The sequence below is a fragment of the Psychrobacter raelei genome (assembly GCF_022631235.3).
GTDB lineage: Bacteria > Pseudomonadota > Gammaproteobacteria > Pseudomonadales > Moraxellaceae > Psychrobacter > Psychrobacter raelei.
In genome coordinates, this window is record NZ_CP093310.2 from 1439948 (window position 1) to 1465619 (window position 25672).

The 25672-nt window shown below is 46.5% G+C and carries 24 protein-coding genes; 16 read left to right on the top strand and 8 right to left on the bottom strand.

Features of this window, described 5'->3' with window-relative positions; all coding sequences use genetic code 11:
- Positions 1–62 precede the first annotated feature (62 nt).
- Both MN210_RS13310 and MN210_RS06105 read right to left on the bottom strand, forming a co-directional pair.
- Positions 63–608: a DUF4236 domain-containing protein gene (locus MN210_RS13310; RefSeq protein ID WP_425605640.1), complete on the bottom strand. Its 546-nt coding sequence runs from the start codon at positions 606–608 to the stop codon at positions 63–65.
- 85 nt (positions 609–693) lie between these two features.
- Positions 694–1275: a hypothetical protein gene (locus MN210_RS06105; protein WP_241879553.1), complete on the bottom strand. Its 582-nt coding sequence runs from the start codon at positions 1273–1275 to the stop codon at positions 694–696.
- A 489-nt stretch (positions 1276–1764) separates the two neighbouring features.
- Between MN210_RS06105 and MN210_RS06110 the strand changes: the two genes are divergently transcribed.
- From MN210_RS06110 to MN210_RS06130, 5 genes are all read left to right on the top strand, one after another.
- Positions 1765–2883, top strand: a complete 1119-nt coding sequence (locus MN210_RS06110) for a sulfate ABC transporter substrate-binding protein (protein WP_011960388.1) — start codon at positions 1765–1767, stop codon at positions 2881–2883.
- A gap of 357 nt (positions 2884–3240) precedes the next feature.
- Entirely contained in the window at positions 3241–4275 is a 1035-nt protein-coding gene (locus tag MN210_RS06115; RefSeq protein ID WP_338412828.1) for a sulfate ABC transporter substrate-binding protein, read from the top strand.
- Between the two features lie 238 nt (positions 4276–4513).
- The gene (gene cysT, locus MN210_RS06120) at positions 4514–5395 is read left to right on the top strand and encodes a sulfate ABC transporter permease subunit CysT (protein WP_110816540.1); all 882 of its coding nucleotides are present in this window, start codon (positions 4514–4516) and stop codon (positions 5393–5395) included.
- A 96-nt stretch (positions 5396–5491) separates the two neighbouring features.
- A complete protein-coding gene (cysW, locus tag MN210_RS06125) occupies positions 5492–6430 on the top strand; it encodes a sulfate ABC transporter permease subunit CysW (RefSeq protein ID WP_011960391.1) in 939 nt (312 codons plus the stop codon).
- Positions 6431–6550: 120 nt separating this feature from the next.
- Positions 6551–7273 (top strand): sulfate/molybdate ABC transporter ATP-binding protein, encoded by a 723-nt coding sequence (locus MN210_RS06130; RefSeq protein ID WP_011960392.1) that lies wholly within the window; start codon positions 6551–6553, stop codon positions 7271–7273.
- 185 nt (positions 7274–7458) lie between these two features.
- Here the strand turns inward: MN210_RS06130 and MN210_RS06135 are convergent, their stop codons facing one another.
- Positions 7459–8421, bottom strand: a complete 963-nt coding sequence (locus MN210_RS06135; protein WP_338412762.1) for a universal stress protein — start codon at positions 8419–8421, stop codon at positions 7459–7461.
- Positions 8422–8520: 99 nt separating this feature from the next.
- Positions 8521–8790 (bottom strand): ArsR/SmtB family transcription factor, encoded by a 270-nt coding sequence (locus MN210_RS06140; protein WP_011960394.1) that lies wholly within the window; start codon positions 8788–8790, stop codon positions 8521–8523.
- Positions 8791–9115: 325 nt separating this feature from the next.
- On the opposite strand from MN210_RS06140, the gene MN210_RS06145 reads away from it, so the two are divergent.
- From MN210_RS06145 to MN210_RS06165, 5 genes are all read left to right on the top strand, one after another.
- Positions 9116–10420 (top strand): arsenic transporter, encoded by a 1305-nt coding sequence (locus MN210_RS06145; RefSeq protein ID WP_155587157.1) that lies wholly within the window; start codon positions 9116–9118, stop codon positions 10418–10420.
- Positions 10421–10677: 257 nt separating this feature from the next.
- Positions 10678–11208 (top strand): arsenate reductase ArsC, encoded by a 531-nt coding sequence (locus tag MN210_RS06150; RefSeq protein ID WP_338412763.1) that lies wholly within the window; start codon positions 10678–10680, stop codon positions 11206–11208.
- A 160-nt stretch (positions 11209–11368) separates the two neighbouring features.
- The gene (gene arsH, locus MN210_RS06155; protein ID WP_155587159.1) at positions 11369–12118 is read left to right on the top strand and encodes an arsenical resistance protein ArsH; all 750 of its coding nucleotides are present in this window, start codon (positions 11369–11371) and stop codon (positions 12116–12118) included.
- Between the two features lie 51 nt (positions 12119–12169).
- A complete protein-coding gene (locus MN210_RS06160; RefSeq protein WP_011960398.1) occupies positions 12170–12607 on the top strand; it encodes an MgtC/SapB family protein in 438 nt (145 codons plus the stop codon).
- Entirely contained in the window at positions 12608–13276 is a 669-nt protein-coding gene (locus MN210_RS06165; RefSeq protein ID WP_338412764.1) for a hypothetical protein, read from the top strand.
- A 108-nt stretch (positions 13277–13384) separates the two neighbouring features.
- Here MN210_RS06165 and gdhA read toward each other — a convergent pair whose 3' ends face one another.
- Both gdhA and MN210_RS06175 read right to left on the bottom strand, forming a co-directional pair.
- A complete protein-coding gene (gene gdhA / locus MN210_RS06170; protein ID WP_241879558.1) occupies positions 13385–14737 on the bottom strand; it encodes an NADP-specific glutamate dehydrogenase in 1353 nt (450 codons plus the stop codon).
- Between the two features lie 230 nt (positions 14738–14967).
- A complete protein-coding gene (locus MN210_RS06175) occupies positions 14968–16416 on the bottom strand; it encodes a DHA2 family efflux MFS transporter permease subunit (RefSeq protein ID WP_338412765.1) in 1449 nt (482 codons plus the stop codon).
- A gap of 210 nt (positions 16417–16626) precedes the next feature.
- Here MN210_RS06175 and yghU point away from each other — a divergent pair, with 210 nt between their 5' ends.
- From yghU to MN210_RS06190, 3 genes are all read left to right on the top strand, one after another.
- Entirely contained in the window at positions 16627–17478 is an 852-nt protein-coding gene (yghU, locus tag MN210_RS06180) for a glutathione-dependent disulfide-bond oxidoreductase (RefSeq protein ID WP_338412766.1), read from the top strand.
- 468 nt (positions 17479–17946) lie between these two features.
- Positions 17947–19491 carry a DEAD/DEAH box helicase CsdA gene (gene csdA / locus MN210_RS06185; protein WP_241879563.1) on the top strand — a complete coding sequence of 515 codons (1545 nt, stop codon included), beginning with the start codon at positions 17947–17949 and terminating at the stop codon, positions 19489–19491.
- A 180-nt stretch (positions 19492–19671) separates the two neighbouring features.
- Entirely contained in the window at positions 19672–20385 is a 714-nt protein-coding gene (locus MN210_RS06190; protein WP_241879564.1) for a DsbA family oxidoreductase, read from the top strand.
- A gap of 85 nt (positions 20386–20470) precedes the next feature.
- On the opposite strand, the gene MN210_RS06195 is transcribed toward MN210_RS06190, so the two are convergent.
- Entirely contained in the window at positions 20471–21970 is a 1500-nt protein-coding gene (locus MN210_RS06195; RefSeq protein ID WP_338412767.1) for an L-serine ammonia-lyase, read from the bottom strand.
- Positions 21971–22525: 555 nt separating this feature from the next.
- On the opposite strand from MN210_RS06195, the gene MN210_RS06200 reads away from it, so the two are divergent.
- The 3 genes from MN210_RS06200 to MN210_RS06210 are packed head-to-tail and all read left to right on the top strand — an operon-like array spanning position 22526 to position 24891.
- On the top strand, positions 22526–23371 hold the full coding sequence (locus MN210_RS06200; RefSeq protein WP_338412768.1) for an amino acid ABC transporter substrate-binding protein: 846 nt from the start codon (positions 22526–22528) through the stop codon (positions 23369–23371).
- A complete protein-coding gene (locus MN210_RS06205; protein WP_011960407.1) occupies positions 23368–24105 on the top strand; it encodes an amino acid ABC transporter permease in 738 nt (245 codons plus the stop codon). The genes MN210_RS06200 and MN210_RS06205 overlap by 4 nt, the downstream gene beginning before the upstream one ends.
- 42 nt (positions 24106–24147) lie before the next feature.
- On the top strand, positions 24148–24891 hold the full coding sequence (locus tag MN210_RS06210; protein WP_338412769.1) for an amino acid ABC transporter ATP-binding protein: 744 nt from the start codon (positions 24148–24150) through the stop codon (positions 24889–24891).
- A 101-nt stretch (positions 24892–24992) separates the two neighbouring features.
- On the opposite strand, the gene MN210_RS06215 is transcribed toward MN210_RS06210, so the two are convergent.
- Positions 24993–25643 carry an anthranilate synthase component II gene (locus MN210_RS06215; protein WP_011960409.1) on the bottom strand — a complete coding sequence of 217 codons (651 nt, stop codon included), beginning with the start codon at positions 25641–25643 and terminating at the stop codon, positions 24993–24995.
- Positions 25644–25672: the final 29 nt, after the last annotated feature.

The following is a 25672-nucleotide window of genomic DNA, read 5'->3' on the forward strand; positions in this document are numbered from 1 at the left end:
ATAAGCTCTCTGGGATTTAGGCTTTTTTTGTGCTCAAATAATGTGAGGTGTTAAGCCAAAGCCTAACGCAGCCAAGAGATGACGACTATCATAAGCCAGCCCATGCTCAGTACCCGAGCTGTGGTGCTATAGCCCTCACGCAGTACTAGCCAGCTAAAGATATAGGGAATAAATAAGATACCCAGCAGCAGGCCAAAGGAGACTTTGCGGTACTCGTGATCAGGGTAAGTGCCCTGCGTATCAGTTGCACGAGGAGTACGAGGGGTAGGCGTGGCAGGCGGGCGAGAAGTGGCTGTCGATGGCAGTGCATCGGGCAAATGTAGATCGGGCGAAGATAGAGAAGAGGGCGGTACAGGCGGCGGTGCAGGATGCGCAGTGTCAGCTTTGGCACTGCGAGACTTGGCGCTGCGAGATTTGGCTGGGCCGCTTAACTTCTGAGTATAAGATAAGCCGGTGCCGGGCAGCCCAGTGCTGGCAGTGGTGCCACGCTTACCGATATTGATACGGGCACCTCGGCCACCGACAGAGACACTGGAGATGCCTTTTTTGCCGATATTTAGGCGCACACCAGGTGCAATCTTAATGCTTTTTCTAAATCTAAATCCCATGCCACACTCCCAGCTGTATTTAGACCTTAATGTGTTAATTTAAAAAGACGGCTTGAGGCGACGGCCACCGTTGAGCGCTGCCATCTTAGTCTATTTGGACATAATCCCCTTTTAATACCATATTGCCCTGACATAACAGCCCCAACGCTTGCGGATTGTTGCTATCAATGCTTAGTACATTGTCTTTAAAGCGGAAAAACAGCAGCCCATTGCTGTGATCGGCATCTAATAAGGCAGAGCTGGTGCCGCTATGGATTAAGCTGCTCACTGGGGCGGTATAGATGACACCATGCAGGGCGTCTTGGCCCATTAGCTTGGCTGAGCCGTGGTAAGTACAACTTGAGGCCGCGTCAGTAGTGCTGGTGCTGAGTGCTGGGGTAGCAGAGTCAGTGGTTATGTCGATTTTGATGTCTTTGGCTGGGGTAAATAGCCCAATTTTTTTGACAGTTACGGTTAGATTGGCAGGATGCGCGCCAGAGTGCAGTAGGCTGTAGCGGCCTGAGATCTGCGGGTGTTCGTCGCTATGTTGCATTTGGGTGGCGTGCGTCTGCCCAGCCAGACCAGACTGAGAGTGAGGCTGCACATAACAGCCCGATAAGGATGTGGCGCAGACAGTGGCTAATAACAAGAATTTTAAACCGTTGATACGGGTCACAATCGAACTCATAGACATACCGCCTTACCTGATATAGCGCTTAATTGCGACAAGCAGCATCCTTGCTACTAAAGAATGACGCCGCATGGCACAGAAGCTTGGCTGCTATATAACGTGATCGCTATATGATTGCTCCTAGCCATCGACATGATGAATTAAGCAAGATATTCACTCAACAATTAGCGTGACAAAAAACTACAATAATTAACAATATAAATAAATTAGATTATGCCATAGAATCAAAAATTATTCCCATTTATTGTGGCTAATTACGATATGGTGAGTCATTTTTTTTATGCATATTCTATTTGTTCACTAAGATAGCCAAAATCATCATTAAACATGATCACAGCGTCTTGTTACCATGGCAGCCTAAAATTACTTTTGTATCTAAAAGTATGGTGACTCATGACTACTACTCATGACTACTATGGTTACTCATTACTAAATAGATAGCTCTTAAGTTTTATCCTATAAGTTTGCTAATAAAGGACACAGACCATGGCGATCAGTTTTAAGCTTAGCCAAGCCCCTCTTACCCAAGCTGCCAAGCTTGCCTCTATTACCACAGTGGCGACCCTAGCTTTAGGTCTGGCTGCCTGTGGCAATCAAAAAAACACCGAAACTGAAGGCGCTGATAAAGCAGGTGATACCGCCGCTGCCAGCACAGATGCCCAAGACATCGAGCTACTAAACGTCTCTTATGACGTGGCGCGCGACTTTTATAAAGACTACAACCCCATGTTCATTGAGCACTACAAGTCTGAGCATCCTGGGGTGAATATCAATATCAAGCAGTCGCATGGCGGCTCAAGCAAGCAGGCCTTATCTGTGGCCAATGGTCTACAAGCCGATGTGGCAACCATGAACCAAGGCTCAGACATTGAGCTACTACAGAAAAAAGGCCTTGTGGCAGACACTTGGGAAGACGCTTTCCCAGATCACGCCGTACCTTTTACCAGTACCATTGTATTTTTGGTACGTAAAGACAATCCAAAAAACATCACCACTTGGGAGGACTTAACCAAGCCGGGTGTTGAGATTGTTATGGCCAACCCAAAAGTGACGGGTAACGGCCGTTATGCATTCTTAGGTGCCTATGGCTATGGTCTACATGCCTTTAATAAAGATGAGGACAAAACCAAATCTTTTGTTAAAGATGTGCTAAAAAACGTCAAAGTCTATGAAAATGGCGGCCGTGCGGCAACCACCACCTTTATGCAGCGCAACATCGGTGATGTGCTTATCACTTTTGAAAACGAGTCAAACCTAGCTGCGACTAAATTTGGCAAAGGCCAAGTACAGATCGTGTATCCTAAATACTCTATTAAGTCAGAAAGCCCTGTGGCTGTAGTCAACACAGTGACTGACAAAAAAGGCACGACTGAAGCGGCCACTGAATACCTAAACTACCTATGGAGCGAGCCGGCGCAGCAGTTAGCCGCAGACTTATACCTACGTCCTAGCGTACAGTCTGTTCTTGATGCCAACAGCGATAAGCTACCTCCGATCGAAACCTTCCGTCCAAACGATGTATTCGGTACTTGGGATGAGATTATGGACACCTACTTCAGTGATGGTGGTGTGTTTGATCAATTGGCAGTGAACGCCCCAAAATAAGCGCATCGCTCTAAAAGCCGCTATTTACAAGCCCTTTCAAGCCAGCCATCTATCTAAGATTGCCTGACTTGAAAGGGCTTTTTTGTGCCCAAAAACCACCCGTTTTATATTCCTATTATTCATTAAGATAGATATATTTATCACTAAATATAATAACGAAGCCCTGATAGCATAACCTTATGGTTTTATAACTGTCTGTAAATACACTATTTAATTATAAAGCAGACTCACTTTTTTAAGGACACACGCTTCATGGCAACTTTTAATATTTATCGCCGATCTGCTGCTGTGACGACAGCTGCATTAAGCGCCCAGATTACACCTTCTGCCACAAAAAAATGGGCCAGCGCTGCGCTAATGACGACGCTTGCCTTTGGACTCATTGCCTGTGGTAGCCAAAAACAGACCAATGCCGATGGCAGCGTCAGCACAGTGGACAGTCACAATGTGCAGTTATTAAACGTCTCTTATGACATCTCGCGTGACTTTTATAAAGCGTACAACCCGCTATTTGTGGCGCAGTATAAGGCGGCGCATCCTGATAGCACCATCAGTATTAGCCAGTCGCATGGCGGCTCAAGTAAGCAGGCTTTATCAGTGGCCAATGGTCTACAAGCCGATGTGGTCACCATGAACCAAGGCTCAGATGTGGCGCTGCTTGAGAAAAAAGGCTTAGTGGCCAATAACTGGGCAGAAGCCTTTGACAATCATGCGGTGCCCTTTACCAGTACCACGGTGTTTTTGGTACGTAAGGGCAACCCAAAGCAGATTAAGGATTGGAATGACTTAACCCAGCCTGGTCTTGAGCTGATTATTGCCAATCCCAAGGCGTCAGGCAGTGGCCGTTATAGCTTCTTGGGCGCTTATGGCTACGGCTTACATGCCTTTAATAACGATGAGGACAAGACCAAGGCATTTGTTAAATCGCTTTTGGGTAATGTCAAAGTCTATGAAAATGGCGGGCGTGCGGCCACCACCACCTTTGTGCAGCGCAACATCGGTGATGTGCTTATCACCTTCGAAAACGAAGCCAATTTGGCCGCCAATAAGTTTGGCAAAGGTCAGGTGGAGATTGTCTATCCAAGCTACTCAGTACAGTCCGAAAACCCTGTGGCCGTTGTCACCTCAGTCACTGATAAAAAAGGCACCACAGCGCCGGCTGCCGAGTACCTTGAGTATCTGTGGAGCACGCCTGCGCAGCAGTTGGCCGCCGATCTGTATCTACGCCCAAGCGTAGCATCTGTTCTTGAAGCCAATAGCGATAAGCTACCTGCCATGGATACCTTCCGCGCCAATGATGTATTTGGCAGCTGGGATGAGATTATGAGTAAGTTCTTCGCTGAGGGCGGGGTGTTTGATCAGTTGGCCAGTAGCCAAAATAAGCCGCAATAAGCGACTGCACCATCTGCCTCACTTGTAGCACCGACTTAGCGGCCGCAAAATAACAGCGCCTATCGTGCTAATAACAGTCGGCTCAGGGCGGCAGTTAAGGTGAGCGTAGCCGCCCAGTATATTCCTTTTATTCACTAAGATAGCCTTATTCATCATTAAACTTAATAACCTTGCCCTGTTAGCATGAGCAGCACCATACAAAAGCATGACCCATTTTCATCAATGCAGTGAGACCTTCATGAACCAGTCAGCCCCATCGACAGCTCCTATCCGCAAGCGCTCTTGGCTTACCCGATTGCGTCAGCGCAACGTGTTACCCGGTTTTGGCTTGTCTATGGGTATCACCGTATTGAGCTTATCGTTATTGGTTATTCTACCCTTTGCGATGATGGCTTATACCACCACCCAAATGGGGCTAAGTGGTTTTATTGAGGCCATCAGTCAGCCTCAGGTGAAGGCTGCGATTATTTTGTCACTGAAGATGTCATTTTATGCCATGTTGACCAATATGGTGTTCGGTACCTTGGTGGCGTGGGTATTGGTGCGTTATGACTTCATAGGTAAGTCGCTGATTAATGCCTTGGTGGATCTGCCTTTTGCTTTGCCCACGGCGGTAACTGGTATTTCACTGGCCACCTTGTATGCGCCCAATGGCTTAATCGGTCAGTTCTTTGACAAGGTGGGTATTCAAGTCGCCTTTACCCCCATTGGTATTTGGCTGGCCTTGGTGGTGGTAAGCTTTCCATTTATCGTACGTGCTGTGCAGCCGGTATTAGAGGAGCTGTCAGTTGAGTATGAGGAAGCGGCTGCGGTACTGGGGGCCAATCGCTTGACCACCTTTCGTACGGTGATACTGCCAGAGCTGTTTCCTGCCTTATTGATGGGTGCAGGCATGATGTTTGCACGCGCCACCGGAGAGTATGGCTCGGTTATCTTTATTGCTGGTAATATCCCGATGCAGTCTGAGATTTTACCGCTGATTATTATCAGTAAGCTTGAGCAATTCGATATCCAAGGGGCATCCGCGGTGGCGTTATTTATGCTCATGATCTCCTTTGTCATCTTATTGGCCATCAACCTACTACAGTGGCGTTTGTCTCGCCGTGTCGGGGCTAAATAAGCCGACCTAGGCCAATTTATAGGCCAAGTTATGGGTTAAGTTGTGAGTCAAGTTCAGCCTGCTTTATACAGTACATTCGGATAATTAGGACAGCATATGCAAATCTCAAATGGGTATAACTATCAAGACAATGCCGCCACCCGCGATGCCCCTTGGGTGCGGGCGCTATTTATCGGTATCGCCTCGATATTTATGATTGTGATGCTGGTTATCCCGTTGTTGGCCGTGTTTTATGAGGCATTTAAAGGCGGCTGGGACTTGTATGTGGCTGCGCTTGTAGAGCCTGAAGCGGTCTCTGCCATCAAGCTGACCTTACTGACTGCGGCCATCGTGCTGCCGGTGAATATCGTGATGGGTGTGGCCATTGCTTGGCTGGTGACCCGTTATAAGTTTAAGGGTAAGCAGCTGGTCACCACTTTATTAGACTTACCGTTTTCGGTATCGCCGGTTGTGGCGGGTCTGATGTTCGTGATGCTGTTTGGTCTGAACTCGACCATGGGCGGCTGGCTTGAGTCGATGGGCATTCAGGTGATCTTTGCGGTCCCTGGCATTGTGTTGGCGACCTTGTTTGTGACCTTTCCCTTTATTGCCCGTGAGCTGATTCCTTTGATGCAGTCACAGGGCGACAGTGAAGAGCAGGCAGCATTAACCTTAGGTGCGTCAGGCTGGCAGGTGTTCTGGCACATTACCTTACCCAATATTAAATGGGCGCTGCTGTACGGCATTATCTTAACCAATGCTCGCGCGATGGGTGAGTTTGGTGCGGTGAGCGTGGTATCAGGCCACATCCGCGGTGAGACCAATACCATGCCGTTGTTGGTTGAGATTGCTTATAACGAATATAACTTTACAGCAGCGTTTGCCTTATCAAGCCTACTTGCAGCCTTGGCACTGCTGACGCTTATTGTGCAGCAGATTATGTCAAAATTGCAGACACGCAAATATGCCAAAGGCAATGACCGAGAAGCGATTACCGCGCCCGCTTTGGTGATTCCGGCCACTGAACCGGCCAAAGCGACTGATGCCAAAAACTAAGCCAGCGTAGTTATCATTTAGGCCACAAGTTAAGTCATAAGCCAAGCCATAATAGACCGTTCACTATTACGCTAAGGCTTGCCGCACCGCTATATACACATTAAAAAAATGAGGGTAAAGATGAGCATTGATATTCAAAACGTCCATAAAAGCTTTGGCAATTTTGTTGCCCTAGAAAACATCTCGCTAAGCGTACCAACCGGTAAGCTGACCACGTTATTGGGCCCCTCAGGCTGCGGTAAGACCACCTTATTACGTATTATTGCCGGTCTTGAATACTCAGACAGTGGCCGTATCTTATTTGATGGGGTGGATGTGACGGATACGCCGGTACAAAAGCGCCATATTGGCTTTATGTTTCAGCACTATGCGCTGTTTCGTCATAAGACCATTGCGGAGAATATTGCCTTTGGCCTCAAGCTATTACCCAAAGATCAGCGCCCAAGCAGCAGCGATATTAAAAAGCGGGTAGAGCACTTGCTTGAGCTGGTACAGTTGCCGACTTTAGCCAATGCGTATCCGCACCAGTTATCCGGCGGTCAGCGTCAGCGTATTGCCTTGGCACGTGCCTTAGCCGTTGAGCCTAAGCTGTTATTGTTAGATGAGCCATTTGGGGCGTTAGATGCCAAAGTGCGTAAGGAGCTGCGCACTTGGCTTAAGACCATTCATCATGAGCTGGGCGTGACCAGTATCATGGTGACCCACGATCAAGAAGAGGCGCGTGATGTGTCGGATGAGATTGTGGTAATGAATCATGGCTCGGTAGAGCAGATTGGCACCCCAGAGGCACTTATCGCCAAGCCTGCCAACGCGTTTGTGGCTGACTTTCTAGATTTGGTCTAAACGGCTTATGAGAGCGGATAGAGCGGATAGAGCGAGTACTGATATCCGTGAATCTATACCATGACTTTGTACCATGATTCTGTCCCATGATAATAAAAAAAGACCCAGCGCTATTGCTGGGTCTTTTTTATGGGGCATGTGTAGCAGCGTAGCGCCGCCGCTTATGAGGTTACCGCATCGCTATATTAACGCAGCAACATCACAGGCGCTGTGGTCTTCGTCAAAAGCTTGGTGGTGGTGCTACCGACGAAGAAGCGCCGCCATTTGGCATGACCATAGGCGCCGATAACGAACATGCTGATGTTGTGCTGGTTACGAAAGGCTGTGAGGGCTGAGACCACATCACCCTCGCCATATTTTTCACTGCTGATTAAATGGGCTGTGACCTCGAAGCCGGCATCGCTAAGCTGTTTTTGTGCTTTATACAACGCGCTTTCGTGCACGCTGTTCTTATTATCGACCATGACAATGTGGCCGGTAAGATTTTTGGCAATTTTATTGTCGCATACTTTTTGTACGGCTTTTTTTGCCGTCTCGCTGCCATCGAAAGCTATCATATAAGAGTCGGGGGTAATAAAGCCATCTGAGCAGATCAATATCGGGCAGTCCACGGCGCGTACCACGCTCTCAATCTGGCTACCTATGGTCATGTGATCGCCTTGATGATCGCGCCCACGGCGTCCTAAGATGATCATTTTGCTGTCATCAATGAAGTGTTGAATGGCGGCAAGCAGCTTACTACGGCGCAGATAGCGGTAGACATTGGCTTGGGGGAGATTGATTAAGATATGGGCTTTGGCATCTTGTAGTAGCGCCTCACCGTGCTGGTTGGCCACGCGCGCGCTTTGTTCATCAAGGAGGGTAAGCTGTTGTAGCAAGGTATTGCGGCTATCCATGCCAATAGAGCCGCTTAAATCATGACGATAGCTTTTGGGCACATCAATCACATGCAGCAGGCTAATAGGCAGCTTAAGCTCTCGGGCATACCAAGCGGCGTAGTCACAGACCGACTCTGTCACGCTCGAGCCATCGATACAGGCCAATATGGCAGGCTTATGAGGGGCTGGTGTAGAGCTTGTATTAGGCTCGGGGGTGATGGCCGTATCCACCGCCAAATCCAAGGCAGAGTCTGTCGCAAAGCGTGTCATGGCAAAATCCTTTTTTTTATAACGGGTCTATAAACACTATAGTTTGACGTGTTTTAATTATCAATGACTAATCCGTTGTGAGCAGTAATTAACCGATGTTTATATCTGAGGCATGCGATGAATGATGTCTTGGCACCACTGCGGCAAGTCAGGGTTAATGGCATACCACATCCAAGTGCCACGGCGCTCGCACGTCACAAGCCCCGCTTTTTTTAGGTGACTTAGATGACGAGAGATGGTCGGCTGCGGCTGCTGTAAGTGTTCAGTTAAGTGACACACACACAGCATGTCTTGCTCACGCAGCTGTAACATGAGCTTTAGGCGTGTGGGATCTGATAATGCTTTAAAAAATGTAACCGATGACACCATAGTCGACCCTCTGTTTTATGCAGACTTTAAGCAGTTTTATCACATCAGGGGTTATATCCGCATAACCGAATATAGTATACTCGGTTTTATACTATAAAGATAATCTATTAAAGCAAGCTATCTGTGGTCATTGTTGGCGTATTTTAGCGCTAGATTTTATAGCTTTTATGCCCTGCTGTTATGCCATCAATCGCTTTATCAATAGTACGAACTTTCTTAGTGCGGATTCCCTGATTGATAAATAGTAGCACAGGCTTATGCGATATTTTTGAATATATATAGTTTAAATATAGTTGTTTAATTCACTACACAATAGAGAGTGGTTATGGTACTTGCGGCGCTTATTTTTGTGGTTACATTGGTACTGGTTATCTGGCAGCCCAAAGGGCTTGGTATCGGGGTAAGCGCCAGCCTAGGCGCACTGGCGGCGTTATTAATGGGGGTAATCTCCTTGGCGGATATCCCTGTGGTCTGGGACATCGTGTGGAATGCTACCTTTGCGTTTATTGCCATTATTATTATCAGTCTGCTTCTGGATCAGGCCGGGTTTTTTGAATGGATAGCACTGCATGTGGCACGACTGGGCGGGGGTAATGCTAAGCTATTATTTGTGCTTATTGTGCTACTTGGGGCTGTGGTATCGGCGTTGTTTGCCAATGATGGCGCAGCGCTAATTTTGACCCCTATTGTGATAGCTATGCTGCTTAAGATGCGGGTGTCTGCCGCCACTACCTTGGCTTTTATCATGGCAGCAGGTTTTATTGCGGATACGGCAAGCTTGCCACTGGTGGTATCCAACCTGGTTAATATCGTATCGGCAGATTTTTTTAACTTAAGCTTTGATCGTTATGCTCAGGTGATGCTGCCGGTGAATATGGTGTCGGTACTAAGCTCACTTGCGGTACTGTACTTTTTTTATCAAAAAGACATTCCCGCCACATATGAGGTGGCTAATTTACCAAGTCCGCATAGTGTCATTAAGGATAAGGCGACCTTTGTTACTGGCTGGGCGGTATTGGCTGCCTTATTGGTGGGGTTCTTTGTACTAGAGCCTAGAGGCGTGCCCATTAGCCTAATCGCAGCCATAGGGGCGTTGGTGTTAATCTTGACGGCATTGGCCAATAAAAAACTGTCAGTATCTAGTGTATTAAAAGGGGCACCTTGGCAAGTGGTGGTGTTCTCACTGGGCATGTATCTGGTGGTTTATGGCCTAAAAAACGAAGGGTTAACCGGTTATCTTACCCAAGCTCTAAATGCTCTGGGCGGGCAGGGGCTGTGGGCAGCCACAATTGGCACCGGCTTTATGTCGGCGGGTCTGTCCTCGATTATGAATAACATGCCCACTGTATTGATGCAGTCGCTGGCCATTGCTGATGTAAATACATCGACCTTTAGTGAGCCTGAGCAGATACATCAAGCGATGGTCTATGCCAATGTGATTGGCTCAGACTTAGGGCCAAAGATTACGCCCATCGGCTCACTGGCAACCTTGTTGTGGCTACATGTGCTGGCAAGTAAGGAGGTGGTCATTACTTGGGGTTATTACTTTAAGGTGGGCGTTATCCTAACGGTGCCGGTACTGCTGGCAACTTTAATGGCATTGGCGCTTTGGCTACCTATGGTCAGTTAGTAGTTGGCTAGTAGCAAGTAAGTATAGAATAGGGCGCAGGTAGTAAATAATAGAATAGAGCGCACTAAACAAGCGCTGTAATATGGCCTCAGCCAAACGGCCTAATAAAATAGCCTAAGCAAATAAAAATACCTATTTCTACTCACTGTTAACACTATTTACTCATAGCCATTCACCCATTGCCCATTCAAAAACACGCAATTAACACGTAAGCCCTACTTTACCAAAACTCATTACCGATGGACTAAGAGAGCGATATGACGCCCCTAAAAATATTATATATATGCACCCACAACCGCTGCCGTAGTGCCTTATCAGAGGCCATTACCAATCAATATCAGCCTCAACAAGACGCACAGAGCAAGACAGACCAGAAGTTATTAGTGGCTAAGAGTGCAGGAAGTGCGCCGGTGGGGCAGGTACACCCTTTAACTTTAGAGTATCTAACGCAGGCAGGCTATAGCGTAGAGGGGCTGACCAGCAATGGTTGGGATGATAAGGAGTATATGCAAGGCTTTGAGCCGGATGTGTTAATCACTGTGTGTGACAATGCGGCAGGCGAGCAGTGTCCGCTATGGCTAGGTAATATCCCTAATCTGGTCAAGCTACATTGGGGATTGTCTGATCCTTCAAAAGATACGCAAGATGCAACAAAAACTGCTCAAAACTTCGCTAAGACCATTGCTATCATTGAGCAAAGAGTCGCCAAGTTACATCAGATTGCCAGCGCTGAGCTGTCAGCTGAAGCGCGCAAACAGGCGCTGCTTGATTTGGTACATCACGTTTAATCACCACGGCGGATCAAAGAATGAAAGAATGTGAGCCACTCCGGATTAGAGCGGATCACCCACAGACATGGCTTTATACTAAAAAATAGCCTAAGCAAATAAAAGCAAAAACCTCCAATCAGCGCCATCAACAAGACAACCATCACACAGGACACCACGTATGAGCAAAATCCGAAAATTTGACGATTTACCCAATATTGAGCCTGAACAGTTTCATATACCGCACATCAATGACTTCAAGCGAGAGCTGTCAAGTCATAAGCCAAAGTTTGTATTGTTATATGGCTCATTACGAGAGGTATCTTATAGCCGTCTGGTGGTAGAGGAGTGCGCTCGTATTCTGCAAGCGATGGGCGCAGAGGTGAAGATATTTGACCCAACTGGCCTGCCTTTGCCTGATAGCGAGGAGGTCACTCATCCGAAAGTTAGCGAGCTGCGTGAGTTGGTACAGTGGAGTGAGGGGATGGTGTGGTGCTCACCTGAGCGTCACGGTGCGATGACTGGCATAATGAAAGCGCAAATAGATTGGATTCCGTTGTCGCTGGGCGCAGTTCGGCCAACACAGGGTAAGACCCTTGCTGTGATGCAGGTCAATGGTGGCTCTCAATCATTTAATACGGTCAACCAGTTACGTATCTTAGGGCGCTGGATGCGGATGATTACCATACCCAACCAATCTTCGCTGCCCAAAGCCTTTTTGGAATTTGAAGACGTTGAAAACACCGATGGCAGTATTAGCAAGCGTATAAAGCCATCTGGATATTACTTACGCATTGTGGATGTGATGGAAGAGTTAGTACGATTTACGTTATTGACACGCGATCATGCACCTTATTTGGTGGATCGATATTCAGAGCGAGTAGAGAGTGCAGAAGCGCTGATGCAGCGGGTCAATCAAAACAATCTTTGAGTATTAAAAGATGGCAATATGAATTAGGATAATTTACAAAGGAAGTAATTTATGCTGGATTTAGATATTAACTTCGGGTTGATGGGCTACCATTTATTAAAGCTGTTTATTGCTTTTTTATTGTCATTGCCCATTGCTTTGAATCGCGAGATGAAGGACAGTGGCGCAGGGCTTAGGACGTTTCCGCTAGTCACTATTGCCTCATGTGCCTTTATGCTAGTAGGCATGGACATTTATAAAGGCGATGCCGAGGCGCGTATTATGTATGCGATCATCACGGGTATGGGGTTTATCGGTGGTGGCGCAATATTCAAGACAGAAGATGGGGCGAGGGGCACGGCAACCGCGGCAAGTTTATGGAACACGGCCGCTATTGGCATCTCTGTGGCTACGGGCCGATACGAAATTGCCATCATTTTATCTGTTGTGGGCTTCGTTATCTTGCAGTTCTCCGAACCCTTTAAAGTAAAGGACAACAGGCTACCTTAAATGTTAAAACTGATCAGTGCGATGATAGTGGGCAGCGCTATGATGGCAGGCTGTAGTTCAGCCCCATTTAGCCAACAGCACTCAGGCCGAGCTGTAAACGCTATGAGTGCTGCCTCCATGAACCAAGAAGAGACCATTTTAGGTATGGCCTATCCAGTATATGACGGGGCACGCCAGCCTGGTATAGTGCTCATCGGTAGCCAATACAGCTATCTGATATCCAGTGGCACTCAGGCGCTTGATCAAGTGACCCAACTGAATGGGCTGAATAGGTTAAACGGGTTAAATAGGCTGAATGGACAGCAATTAGACATCCATGAGCCAATAATTATCAATAAATACCCCGACAACAGCGTTCAAATCCAGCTTGCCTTTGAGATCCAGAGCGCCCATAGCACCAAAAACAGCCTACCTGCACCGCTTAACAGCAGCTGTAAACTCACTGATGCGGCACACTATAGCTGCAACTTATCCTTACAAGGTGGTATGTATGCAGCACTGGATAATCACAGCTCAACGGGGTTTAAACTCGGCGAGGGGGTAAAAGCGCTGATACATCCTACGGGTAGTAAACGCTTTAAGACACAAGCTGAGCTTGGGGTCGTTCCACTAAAAGTCTTATTAGAGACTCTAGCGCTGCCGCTGGAGATTGTCTCTATTTTTAAATAAGGTCTTAAAAAAAATAGCGTCATAAAAAAAGGGAGAGCCGCTTGGCTCTCCCTTTTTTTAGTGCATCATTCAACAATGAAATAAACACTTAAATAAGCAGAAAATCGCTTAGTTGAGTAATCCATACGCCATTAAAGCATTGGCCACACGGATATAGCCGGCAATGTTCGCCCCTGACATGTAGTCAATACAGTCATCAGAGTTATAGCCATACTCTTCAGACGCCCGAGCGGCATCATCATGGATATTTTTCATGATAATTTGAAGCTGCTGATCCACATCTTCAAACGTACGATACTGACGTACGGAGTTTTGTGACATCTCAAGACCAGATACTGCCACACCGCCAGCATTGGCCGCTTTGCCTGGCGCATAACGCATTTTTTTGTCACGAACGACGTCAATGGCTTCAGCATCAAGAGGCATATTAGCCCCTTCAACCACATAACGAACACCATGCTCGTACATGGCTTCGGCATCAGCAGCGGTCACTTCATTTTGAGTGGCACAAGGGATAGCGATATCGCCATCAAACTTCCAAGGCTTCTCACCAGGTAGCCACACGCCGCTGCCTGAGAATCTTCTATGGTACTCAAATAAAGGCTGACGATTGGCTTTTTGCTGTTTTACCCAATCGAGTTTTTCTTGATCAAAACCAAATTCGTCGTACAACGTGCCTTTTGAGTCTGATAAAGTAATGACTTTGGCACCCAAAGCAATGGCTTTTTCGGCGGCATGGACAGCCACATTACCAGCGCCTGAAACCAGTACCGTTTTGCCTTTCATACTGTCGTTGTGAGCGCTTAGCATGTTTTGTAGGAAGTAAACGGCCCCATAGCCGGTGGCTTCTGAGCGACATAAGCTGCCCCCAAAGCCAACGCCTTTACCGGTCAATACCCCAGTATATTCATTGGTAAGGTTCTTGTACATCGCAAACATATAGCTGACTTCTCTGCCACCAACCCCGATATCACCGGCCGGTACGTCCATGTCTTTACCAATATAGCGATACAGCTCACGCATAAAGGCATAACAAAAACGGCGGATTTCGCTGTCTGATTTACCATGTGGGTCAAAGTCTGAGCCACCCTTTGCACCGCCCATAGGCAGACCGGTTAGGGCGTTTTTGAAGATTTGTTCAAAGCCTAAGAATTTTAAGATAGACTCGTTAACGGTGGGATGGAAGCGGATACCGCCTTTGTAGGGACCTAGAGCATTACTAAACTGGACACGCCAGCCGCGGTTGATTTGAATGTTACCTTCATCATCTTCCCAGTTAACACGGAAGCTAATAATACGATCAGGCTCAGTCAGACGCTCAAAAATTTTATATTTCGCGAAGTTCGGATCACGATCATATACAACGTCAATAGTGCTCGCTACCTCTTTTACTGCTTGAATAAACTCCGGTTGGTGTGGGTAGCGTTCTTCAATACGTTTAATGACGTCTTGCATGCTCATAGGGCCCTGTCCTTATCAGATTAAATTAACATTACAGTATTGTTACATTAAAAAATTACTCTAATTTCAGTGTAAATTCAACATTTTTTTATATCTTTTTAACCACTCATTACTAAATTCTATAAGTTCCTTAGGAATAAGTTATTAAAAGTATGATTTTAAAGTAAATTTATGATCTAAACAGACAAGGTTTTTCATCATTTTATCGACAACTCGCTATGGGCAATCCCTTAGTATAAGCCGCGGCCATCTTCAGGTTTTAATCTTAAAAATGACAGCCCAGAGATGATGGTGATAATACCCAGCACATAGTAGGTGGCATGAAAGGCACTGATAATCTCAAAGTTAAGCCTATCGCTAAAGACGCTCAATATGGTGGCGCCAAAAGCAATACCAAAACTAATGGCCAACTGCTGATTAACAGCCATCAAGCTATTACCACTACTGGTTTGACTGCCTTCTAGATCACCGATAGTAATGGTGTTCATGGCGCTAAACTGCATGGAGTTACATGCCCCCATAATCACTAAAAGCGGTGCAATATAGTACCAAGGTATCGAGGCATTTAGCTGCGCCAATAAAATAATCAAAATACCAAGGATGGTGGTATTGGTGACCAATACTTTGCGGTAGCTAAAGCGCTGAATGATTTTACTTACCCAAGGCTTGATGCCCATGGCGCCGACAGCAATAGGAGTTAACAACCAGCCTGCCTGCGATGGCGTATATTTAAATGCCACCTGTAACAATAGCGGTAATAAATAGGGCACAGCACTGATACCAAGTCGGGTAAATAAGTTACCGGTGATACCAATTCTAAAGGTTCGAACATCAAATAACGACAGCGGAAAAATAGGGTTGCCTGCCTTTCGGGCATGGCGCACGTACATGAGTAATAAGCCAAGTGCGGCCGCGATAAGAACAAAGCCTGGGATGGCCTCTCCTGGCTTGGATAACAGCTCAACTGCCAGCGTCAATAATCCAGCGGCGAGCGCAAATAGACCAAAACCAAACCAGTCCAACTTGCCAGCCGCTTCTTTAATATCAGGTACCAATTTAAAACCAAGGATAAAGCCCAGTATCCCCATCGGAATATTAATCAAAAAAATCCAGTGCCAGCTGGCATATTGCACCAGATAACCGCCAACCAGCGGGCCAACAAGGGGCGCTATCAAAGCTGGGATAACGGCAAAGTTCATCACCGTCAGTAGCTGGTTGCGCGGATAGGACTTGACCAATATCAAGCGGGCCACGGGTGTCATCATTGCTCCGCCCACACCTTGTAGTATGCGAGAGGCGACCAAGATATCCAGATTAGGGGACATGGCACAGAAGATTGAGCCAATGCTAAACAGTACAATCGCAGTTAAGAATACTTTGCGAGTCCCATACTTGTCGGCCATAAATCCGCTTATTGGGATAAAGATGGCTAAGGTTAATGCATAGCTGATCACAGCCCACTGCATCTTGAGCGGCGACTCACCTAACGCCAGCGCCATTTCCGGCAGGGCCGTGTTTAAGATAGTCGCATCCAAAATCTGCATAAACAAAGCGACGGCAAGAACATAAGGCAAAAACTTGGCTTGAACCGCAGATAAAGTGAATTTGGGCTGTAAATCTGATGCCAGTGAAGTGGCGGTGGTGTTAGTGATTTCTTGATTATTAGAATTATTGGGCATAAGACGACCTAAAAAATTAGGTTTAACTAAGAAAATAAAGTTGTCTATAGTACCACGGCCGCCGCACGAACTATTTAGTGTTAATGTTAGTAATGGGCTGTCAATTAATCTGTAACTGAACTTAACCAAAAAATTGTTTATGATAGGCTAAATCAAAACATATAAAGCCCATAACGCCTCAATAACACGTTAATAAAAAAAGGACTTATCATGAGCTCAAACAATACCTTAAATAACACCTTAAATAATGCCAATACAGATTATGTGCCCCCTAAAGTGTGGCAGCCGGTAGAGGGCAATGGCGGCAAGTTTGCCAATACCAACAAGCCCACAGCAGGCGCCCGTCATCAGCAAACTCTACCCAAAGGTGACAATCCCCTACAGCTGTATTCGCTGAACACGCCCAATGGCATTAAGGTAAATATATTGTTAGAGGAGCTCGCTGAGCTTGGCATAGAGTCGGCTAAGTATGATGCCTATAAAATTGACATTATGGAGAATGATCAATTCGGCTCAGACTTCGTGGAGATTAATCCAAACTCTAAAATTCCTGCACTTATCGATTACTCTGATGCCAACAATCCTGTCAAATTGTTTGAATCGGGCGCCATCTTGATGTATTTGGCAGAAAAATTTAATAAATTTAAGCCACAAAACACACAAACCCAAAAATACGCCACCTATCTAAGCTGGGTGATGTGGCAAATGGGCAGCGCGCCTTATTTGGGCGGCGGTTTTGGTCATTTCTTTAGCTATGCGCCATATCCGATGCAGTATCCCATTGACAGATTTACGATGGAGACCAAACGACAATTAGATTTGCTAGATAAGCACTTAGCCCACCATGAATATATGATTGGCGATGGCGAGGACAACTATAGCGTGGCTGATATGCTCATCTGGCCTTGGTATGGCCGCTTGGCGTTGGATGAGTCGTATGAGCGCGCTGGAGAATTTTTGCAAGTGGACAGCTACACCCATCTACAGCGCTGGGCGAAGCAAATCTCTACACGTCCTGCGGTACAGCGTGCGGTCAACCTTGAGCTAAAGCCGATTAAATAACTGTCTTTAAATTAACTGTCTTTAAAATAGCAAAATTTCAAATAGCTCGCTTTAAGACAGTAAATTTTCAGATAGCAAATAGCGTCGGACAAAGGGTAGGGTATGGGATACTGAGTGAGCTAGGTGGATGTTTTTAAATATAATTTTAAATTAGTCCACCTATTTAAATTAGTTGTGTTATACTCTGCGCTTGCTGATTGATAACATCGCCCGCAATTGTCGTCTGGAGAAGACACCTTTTAAAATTGTTGCCGATGATTTTGCTGTTAGCCTAACAAAAGATAATTATGTCTCTTGCTGCTAACGACCTCACGGTAACAACCACCAAAATACGTTGCTAACTTGTACATAGGATGTACAGCTTAACTAACGCTTATCTGTGTTGTGCCTTATAACTTTAACTGTTTCACTACTTGCCCTCAGCATTGGCAGGATACTCAGTGGCAGTATTTAAATGGACACACATTTATGTCAAACTTAGACACTCTTTTAGACAATGCCGCAAACGAAGTAGACGGTATCACCACCACTCAAGATTTAAACGATAAGACCCATCCTAACAGCGAAGTAGACACTGAAGATAAAGTGACCTTTGTTGACCTAGAATTGGCGCCAGAGCTACTTGAAGCATTAACTTCAAGCGGTTACAAGCACCCAACACCTATTCAAGCCCTATCTATCCCGCCAGCACTGGCCGGCCGTGATTTATTGCTATCTGCCCAAACCGGTAGTGGTAAGACAGCCGCTTTCGTACTACCTATGCTGGATAAAATCATTCGTGATAAAGCCACCAATAAAGTGGTACATACCGTAATTTTGACCCCAACACGTGAGCTTGCTAACCAGGTGAGTGATAGCGTACGTCAATACAGCTCAAAAACCCGTAATATCTTCAGTGTGCCTCTTGTGGGCGGCGCCCCTTACGGTGGTCAGATTCGTGCGCTAAATAAAGGCGTTCAAGTGATTATCGCCACACCAGGACGCTTTATCGATCACATGAATTCAGGCCGTATCGATTTATCTGAATTAGATATTCTAATTCTTGATGAAGCCGATCGCATGCTTGACATGGGTTTTGCTGAAGACATCGAAAAAGTCATGAAAGCGGCACCAAAAAATCGTCAAACCATTATGTGTTCAGCCACTTGGGATGGCCCGGTAGGCAAAATTGCCGCCAGCTTCACCAACAACCCTGAACGTATCGATATCAAAGCTGAGACCAAGCACATTGATGAGTCGGTATATTACGCTGATGATTTTAATCATAAAAACCGTATCTTAGATAACCTATTAACTCAAAAAGATGTGAACCAAGCGATCATCTTTGCTGCCACCAAGCGCAGCTGTGAGACATTGGCTAAGAGCTTAAAAGAGCAAGGCCATAAAGCCAGCTTCCTACATGGCGACTTACCACAGGCCAAACGTAGCCGCATCATTAATGATGTAAAAGCAGGTAAAATTACTATCCTAGTGGCAACTGATGTCGCTGCCCGTGGTATCGATGTTAGTGGTATTACGCACGTATTCAACTACGACTTACCACGTCAAACAGAAGACTACGTGCATCGCATCGGTCGTAGTGGTCGTGCCGGCCGTACCGGTATCGCTATCAACATCTGTAGCATTGATGACCGTGCACAGCTTGATGCCATCAACCGTTATCTAAAACGTACCATGTCGGTTGAAGAAATCGAGGGTATGGAGCCTAAGAAAAACACCAAAGACATGCACGTCGGCACAGCAGCCAAACGTGGTCGTGGTGGCAATCGCCGTGGTGGTCCAGGCGCGGGTAACCGTCGTGGTGGTAACGGTGGCTACCGTGGTAAGTCTACTGACAATGCCAGCGGTGAAAAACGTGGCGCAGGCGCTGGTCGTCCTAGTGGCAAACCTGCCGGTCGCCGCTTCGGTGGTAAACCTACCGGTGCAAGCGCTGGCAAACCAGGTGGCCAACGCCGCAGTGGACCAGCTCGCTCAGGTGAAGGCCGTCCAGCCCGCCGTAGCAGCAATGGCTAATTAAATAGCTGATTAAATGGCTAGTTAATGGGTTCACTCTCATTAACTGCTAATAAAAAAGACCAACTTTAACGAGTTGGTCTTTTTTTATGCCTGAATGTTATTCATAGCAGCTGCTGTTTAAATGGCGGCTCGTTACCCTTATATAAGACGTTAAGATTTTATACACAGGAATTTATTATGAAAATTAGTTATTGGTCGGACTATGCATGCCCATATTGCTACATTGGTGAAGTACGACTGGATAAAGCCATCGCTCAGTTACAGACGCAAAATGAACTCACTACCAATGTAGATATAGAACTCAAAGCATTTCAATTAGATCCCAATGCACCACTAAAGGCGACTGCTTCAACTTTAGAACGCTTGGCGCAAAAATATGGTATCAGCGATGAGCAAGCTCGCCAGAAGATTGCAAATATCTCTCAGACTGCAAGAGAAGAGGGGTTAGACTTCGATTACACCGATACCTTATTTACCAATACGATGGATGCGCACAGACTGACCAAATATGTGCAACAAAACAAACCTGAATTGGCGGACCGCTTTAAAAAGGCGGTCTATAAAGCTTATTTTATTGATAAGAAAGAGTTGGCCAATCGTCAGGTATTAGCCTCAATTGCCAGTGACATTGGTTTAGATATTGATGTGAATGCACTGCTTGATAGCGATGAATATAAAGATGAAGTCGCTATTGACCAACAACAGGCAATGCAATTAGGGGTACGCGGTGTGCCGTATTTTGTGATTAATGATAAATATGCGATTCCAGGCGCGATGGCACAAGCAGACTTTGAGCAGGCGCTCAGACAGATTCATCAAGAGCAGTTAGCGGACAGCCAAGCTGATACTACAAGCTGCGGTATTGATGGCTGTCAGATAACCGATGAGTAAACAGTGAATAACGACTCAAAAAAAGACCCGCCTTATTAATAAGGCGGGTCTTTTTTAGCTAAAATAATAAGCCAGTACTAATGACCTAGCACTGCGGATAACCCACACCGACCTCAACCATCTCAATACGTGAACCATCAACGCTACCATCTTGAGGGTTATACGCATGGACAGCAAGCCCGCCCATGGCCGTCTCTTTATATTTATCCATCATATCAGCGCCAGTAGCTTTCATGGTAGCAATGGCCTTATCTAGCGACACATGATGCTTGCCGTCACCGCGGCTGGCCAATCTTGCCGCGTTAATGGCCTTAACCGCACCCATCGCATTGCGTTCAATACAAGGCACTTGCACCAGCCCGCCAATAGGGTCGCAAGTCAGGCCTAAATTATGCTCAATGCCAATCTCAGCGGCGTTGGTGCACTGCTCAGGGGATAGATTCATCACATGGGCCAGACCGGCTGCCGCCATAGAGCAGGCTGAGCCCACTTCACCTTGACAGCCCACCTCGGCACCGGAGATTGAGGCGTTTTGCTTGATAATGGTACCGATAGCGGCGGCCGTCAACAAAAACTCACGCACCCCTTGTTGGCTGTAGCTGGGTAAAAAGTCGCGGTAATAGTGTAATACAGCAGGGATAATACCAGCTGCACCATTGGTGGGGGCAGTAACCACACGCCCGCCATTAGCATTTTCTTCATTGACCGCGAGAGCAAAAAGATCTACCCAGTCCATGGCCATGAGCTTATCACTGGCTTTTTTGGGACTTTCAAGCTCATTTAACAGCTGACGGTACATGTCTTTGGCTCGGCGCTTTACTTTTAACCCGCCCGGCAAGATACCCTCTCCTTTACAGCCGTTTCTGACGCACTGCTGCATGACTTCCCAGACCTCATCTAAGTAAGCATAGATGGTGTCTTTATCACGGATAGACAACTCATTGGCCATCATGACCTGACTGATACTAAGATTGTGCTTAGCACACTGCTCTAGTAGCTCATTGCCATTGCCAAAAGGATAGGGCACTGAGCGGTCACTGGTAATGGCCACGTTGTCAGCGGCATGGGCAGCTTCAGCTTCCGTCTCACCTGCCTGCGCCTTAGCGGGAGTATCAAACTCCTCTTCAGTGGCCACAAAGCCGCCCCCGATAGAGTAGTAAGTCTTAGACAGCTGCTCACCGCTGTTATGATACGCAGTAAAGCTCAGGCCATTGGGATGATGCGGCAAGCTGTTGCGCAGATGCCAAATGATGTCATGATCGTAATCAAAGCTTAGGGTGTGCTCACCATTTAGATTCAGCGTGTGCTGCTGTAATACGGGCGCTAAATACTCGCTCACTTTGGTGGTGTCGATTTTGTTGGCCTTAAACCCCAGCAGGCCTAAGATACAGGCAGTATCTGTGGCGTGCCCCTTACCGGTCGAAGCCAGTGAGCCATAGAGATCCACTTGTAGGCACACGATGTCTTGCAATCTAAATTGCTGTTTTAATTCATCGATAAACATGCCAGCTGCGACCATAGGCCCCATGGTATGGGAGCTTGAGGGGCCAATCCCAATTTTAAACATATCAAATAAGCTGATCATTTATAAGTAGTCCATTGTTCTTTTATTTAAAAAATCATCTAAAACATTAAGTATAAAATTATCTATACAAATAGTTAGACCTATTATAACCAATTGGCTATAAATAATATGCAGTTTTCTCAAAAGTGGCTATTTTAGAGCACAGGCAGGCAAGTTGTCAGTGAACTTGTGAGTGTTTTTGGGAGGCGACTTTGAGATAAGCGTGGCATTTACAAACAATTTGGTGTGCCAATAGTAAGGAGAGTGCAGTTTTGGCAGATAATTTTGTTAGAATGGCAGGTCAGTGCCCTTTGCTCTGTATGCATCTGATTTATATGCATCGTCTATCATAAAAAGCGCTAGGATAAAAAGTAATATATAAATGCAAAATCGGAATTAGGGTTATCATTGAATAATTTATAGCTGTACCCATCAAGGGCTACTCCTGCAAGATGGTTAAAGTGGTCACTTATTTTGGATGGAATACCTTGCTTGGTTTGGACATCTTGCAACGGGTTCAATCCAGATTATATTTTTTACTGATGTTTTTTTATTTTATTTATTCAAGGAATTGCTATGTCTTATCGTGGATTAAGAAATCTAACTGTAATGGCAACCGGCGCCATCTTATTGGCCGCTTGTAACCAAACCCCCTCAACCGATAGCGCCAAAGAGGCAGAGGCGACACAATCTGCAGGCACAGACTCTGACTTATTAAGCCGCATCAACAGTGGTGGCACCATCAACGTAGGGACTGAGGGCACATACCCTCCATATACCTATCATGATGAGCAAAACAAACTGACCGGCTATGATGTGGAAGTCACCCGTGCTGTGGCAGATAAGCTTGGTGTAAAAGTTGAGTTTAAAGAGACTCAGTGGGATGCGATGCTTGCCGGCCTAGATGCCAAACGCTTTGACATGGTGGCCAACCAAGTGAGTCTCACCACCCCTGAGCGTCAAGCCAAGTACGACAAAGCAGAAGCTTATAGCTGGTCAGGCGCTGTGGTACTTGCCCCAAAATCAGACAGCCGCTTTAACTCTTGGGAGTCTTTAAAAGGCTTAAAATCAGCGCAGTCACTAAGCAGCAATTATGGCGAGTTGGCCAAAAAATATGAAGCTGAAGTTGTGCCTGTAGATGGTATGGCCCAAGCGGTGGAATTGGTCAAACAAGGCCGTGCTGATTTTACTTTAAATGACAATCTAGCCGTGCTTGATTATCTAAAAAAATTCCCAGACAGCTCACTTGAAATTAAGCTAAAAGCCCCTGCTGAGGAAATGACCGGCTCAGGCTTGGTGATGCTAAAGGGAGATGATGCGGCACTGGCAAAAATCAACGAAGCGATGGATGAGCTACATAAAGATGGCACATTAACCCGATTAAGCGAGCAGTTTTTCGGTGAGGATATCAGCAAAAAATGATCTCTTCGCTGCTAAACGCACTACAAAGTCTGCTCGCCATGCTGCCATTTATGTCACCAGCGCGGGCTGATATCGTTATCCAGTCGTTTTGGCCGATGCTAAAAGGCGCCATTTACTATTCCATTCCGTTGGCCATTGCCTCATTTATTATTGGTATGGCCATCGCCTTGGTGGTGGCGCTGATTCGAGTGGTGCCACGTCAGGCACTTTGGCATAAGATTGCGTATAGGCTGGCACGTATTTATGTGTCGGCCATACGTGGTACGCCAATGCTGGTGCAGCTTTTTATTATATTTTATGGTCTGCCAAGCGTGGGGGTCATGCTTGAGCCTTTCCCGGCAGCAATTATTGCCTTCTCGCTCAATATTGGTGCTTATGCATCAGAGACTGTACGTGCCTCTATCTTATCTATTCCTAAGGGGCAGTGGGAAGCGGGCGCTACCGTGGGTCTGACTTATTTGCAAAGCTTTCGTCATGTCATCTTGCCGCAAGCACTACGAGTGTCTGTACCACCCTTGTCGAACACCTTTATTAGCCTTGTAAAAGATACCTCTCTTGCCTCACTTATCTTAGTCACTGAGATGTTTAAGCAGGCTCAAATTATTACTGCGCGAAACTATGAATTTATGCTGGTCTATACTGAGGCGGCTTTAATATATTGGGTCATCTGTCTGGCTTTGAGCGCCGTGCAAGGTCGACTCGAGACCCGTTTGGATCGCTACGTGGCCAAATAGTTTGGTCAGGATATGGCCCGCAGCACTCATTAGGAAACCGCTATGATAAAAATAACTAATATTCAAAAAGCCTTTGGCGACAATGAGGTGCTCAAGGGCATTGATTTGGATATCAAAAAGGGCAGCGTGGTGGTGATACTGGGGCCGTCGGGCTCAGGTAAAACCACTTTTTTACGTTGTCTCAATGCCCTTGAAGTGTCTGAGCAGGGGGTTATTGAATTTGATGATGGTAGCTTAAAGGTCGACTTTGGTGCTAAGCCCTCAAAGGCTGTGATGCGCAAGTTACAACAAAAGTCCGGCATGGTGTTTCAGTCTTATAATTTATTTCCGCATAAGACGGCCATAGAAAACCTGATGCTTGGCCCTGTGGTGGCGCAAGGCAAAAATAAGGCAGAAACTCGAGCCAAAGCCTTACAGCTTCTTGAAAAAGTGGGGCTATCAGACAAGGTGGATTTATATCCATTTCAGCTATCGGGGGGGCAACAGCAGCGGGTAGGTATTGCTCGGGCGCTGGCCATTGAACCTGATTTGTTATTGTTCGATGAGCCCACCTCAGCACTTGACCCAGAGCTGGTACAAGAGGTACTAAAAACCATGCAGCAACTGGCCTCTGAGGGCTGGACCATGGTGGTGGTCACGCACGAGATTAACTTTGCGCGTCATGTGGCCGATGTGGTGATGCTAATGGAAGATGGTTATGTGGTCGAAGTCGGTCCACCAGAGCAATTGTTCGAACACTCCCAGCATCCGCGGACGCGTGCCTTTTTACAGCGTATTGCGTCTTAATTTAATGATTACATGCCCAATAATAAAGGAGCCCAGCTGCATGCAGCTGGGCTCTTTTATGACCGATGTCCCGTCCTAAAATAAGTTTACATAAAAGAGGCTTATACCTGCAACAAAAAGTTTGACAGCAAGCGCTTGGCGCCCTCAGTGGCAAACGACTCAGGATGAAACTGCACCCCTTGGATGGGATATGTTTTGTGGCGAATGCCCATAATCTCCTCACCATTTTTGACATGGCTCATTAAGTCTTGACCGGCATAGGCTTCATTGGATACCACAGAGGTGACGGTTAAGCACTCAGGCAAGGTATCTGCTTTGACCATCAATGAGTGATAACGCATAATCTCAATGTCTTGTGGCAGCCCTTGATACACCCCTTGCTCATCATGGCGAATGGGTGAGGTCTTACCATGCATCGGCACGCCGGCGCGCACCACATCACCGCCGAACACGTGTGCGATGCCTTGCATCCCTAAACACACTCCCAATAGCGGTATCGTCGGCCCAAGCTCGCGGATGACCTCAGCACATACCCCAAAGTACGCCGGATCATCCGGTGAGCCAGGACCAGGAGAGATGATGATGCGGTCATAATTGGCCGCCTTAATATCGGCTAAGCTGATCTCATTATTGCGCTTAACAGTCACTTGAGGGGCCGCCGCTTGGTCTGGCTGCGTGTGTAGTATCTCGCCCACATATTGATACAAATTAAAAGTAAATGAGTCGTAGTTGTCTATGATTAATACATTCATCGGTAATCCTTGAGGATAGTTTTTAGCTA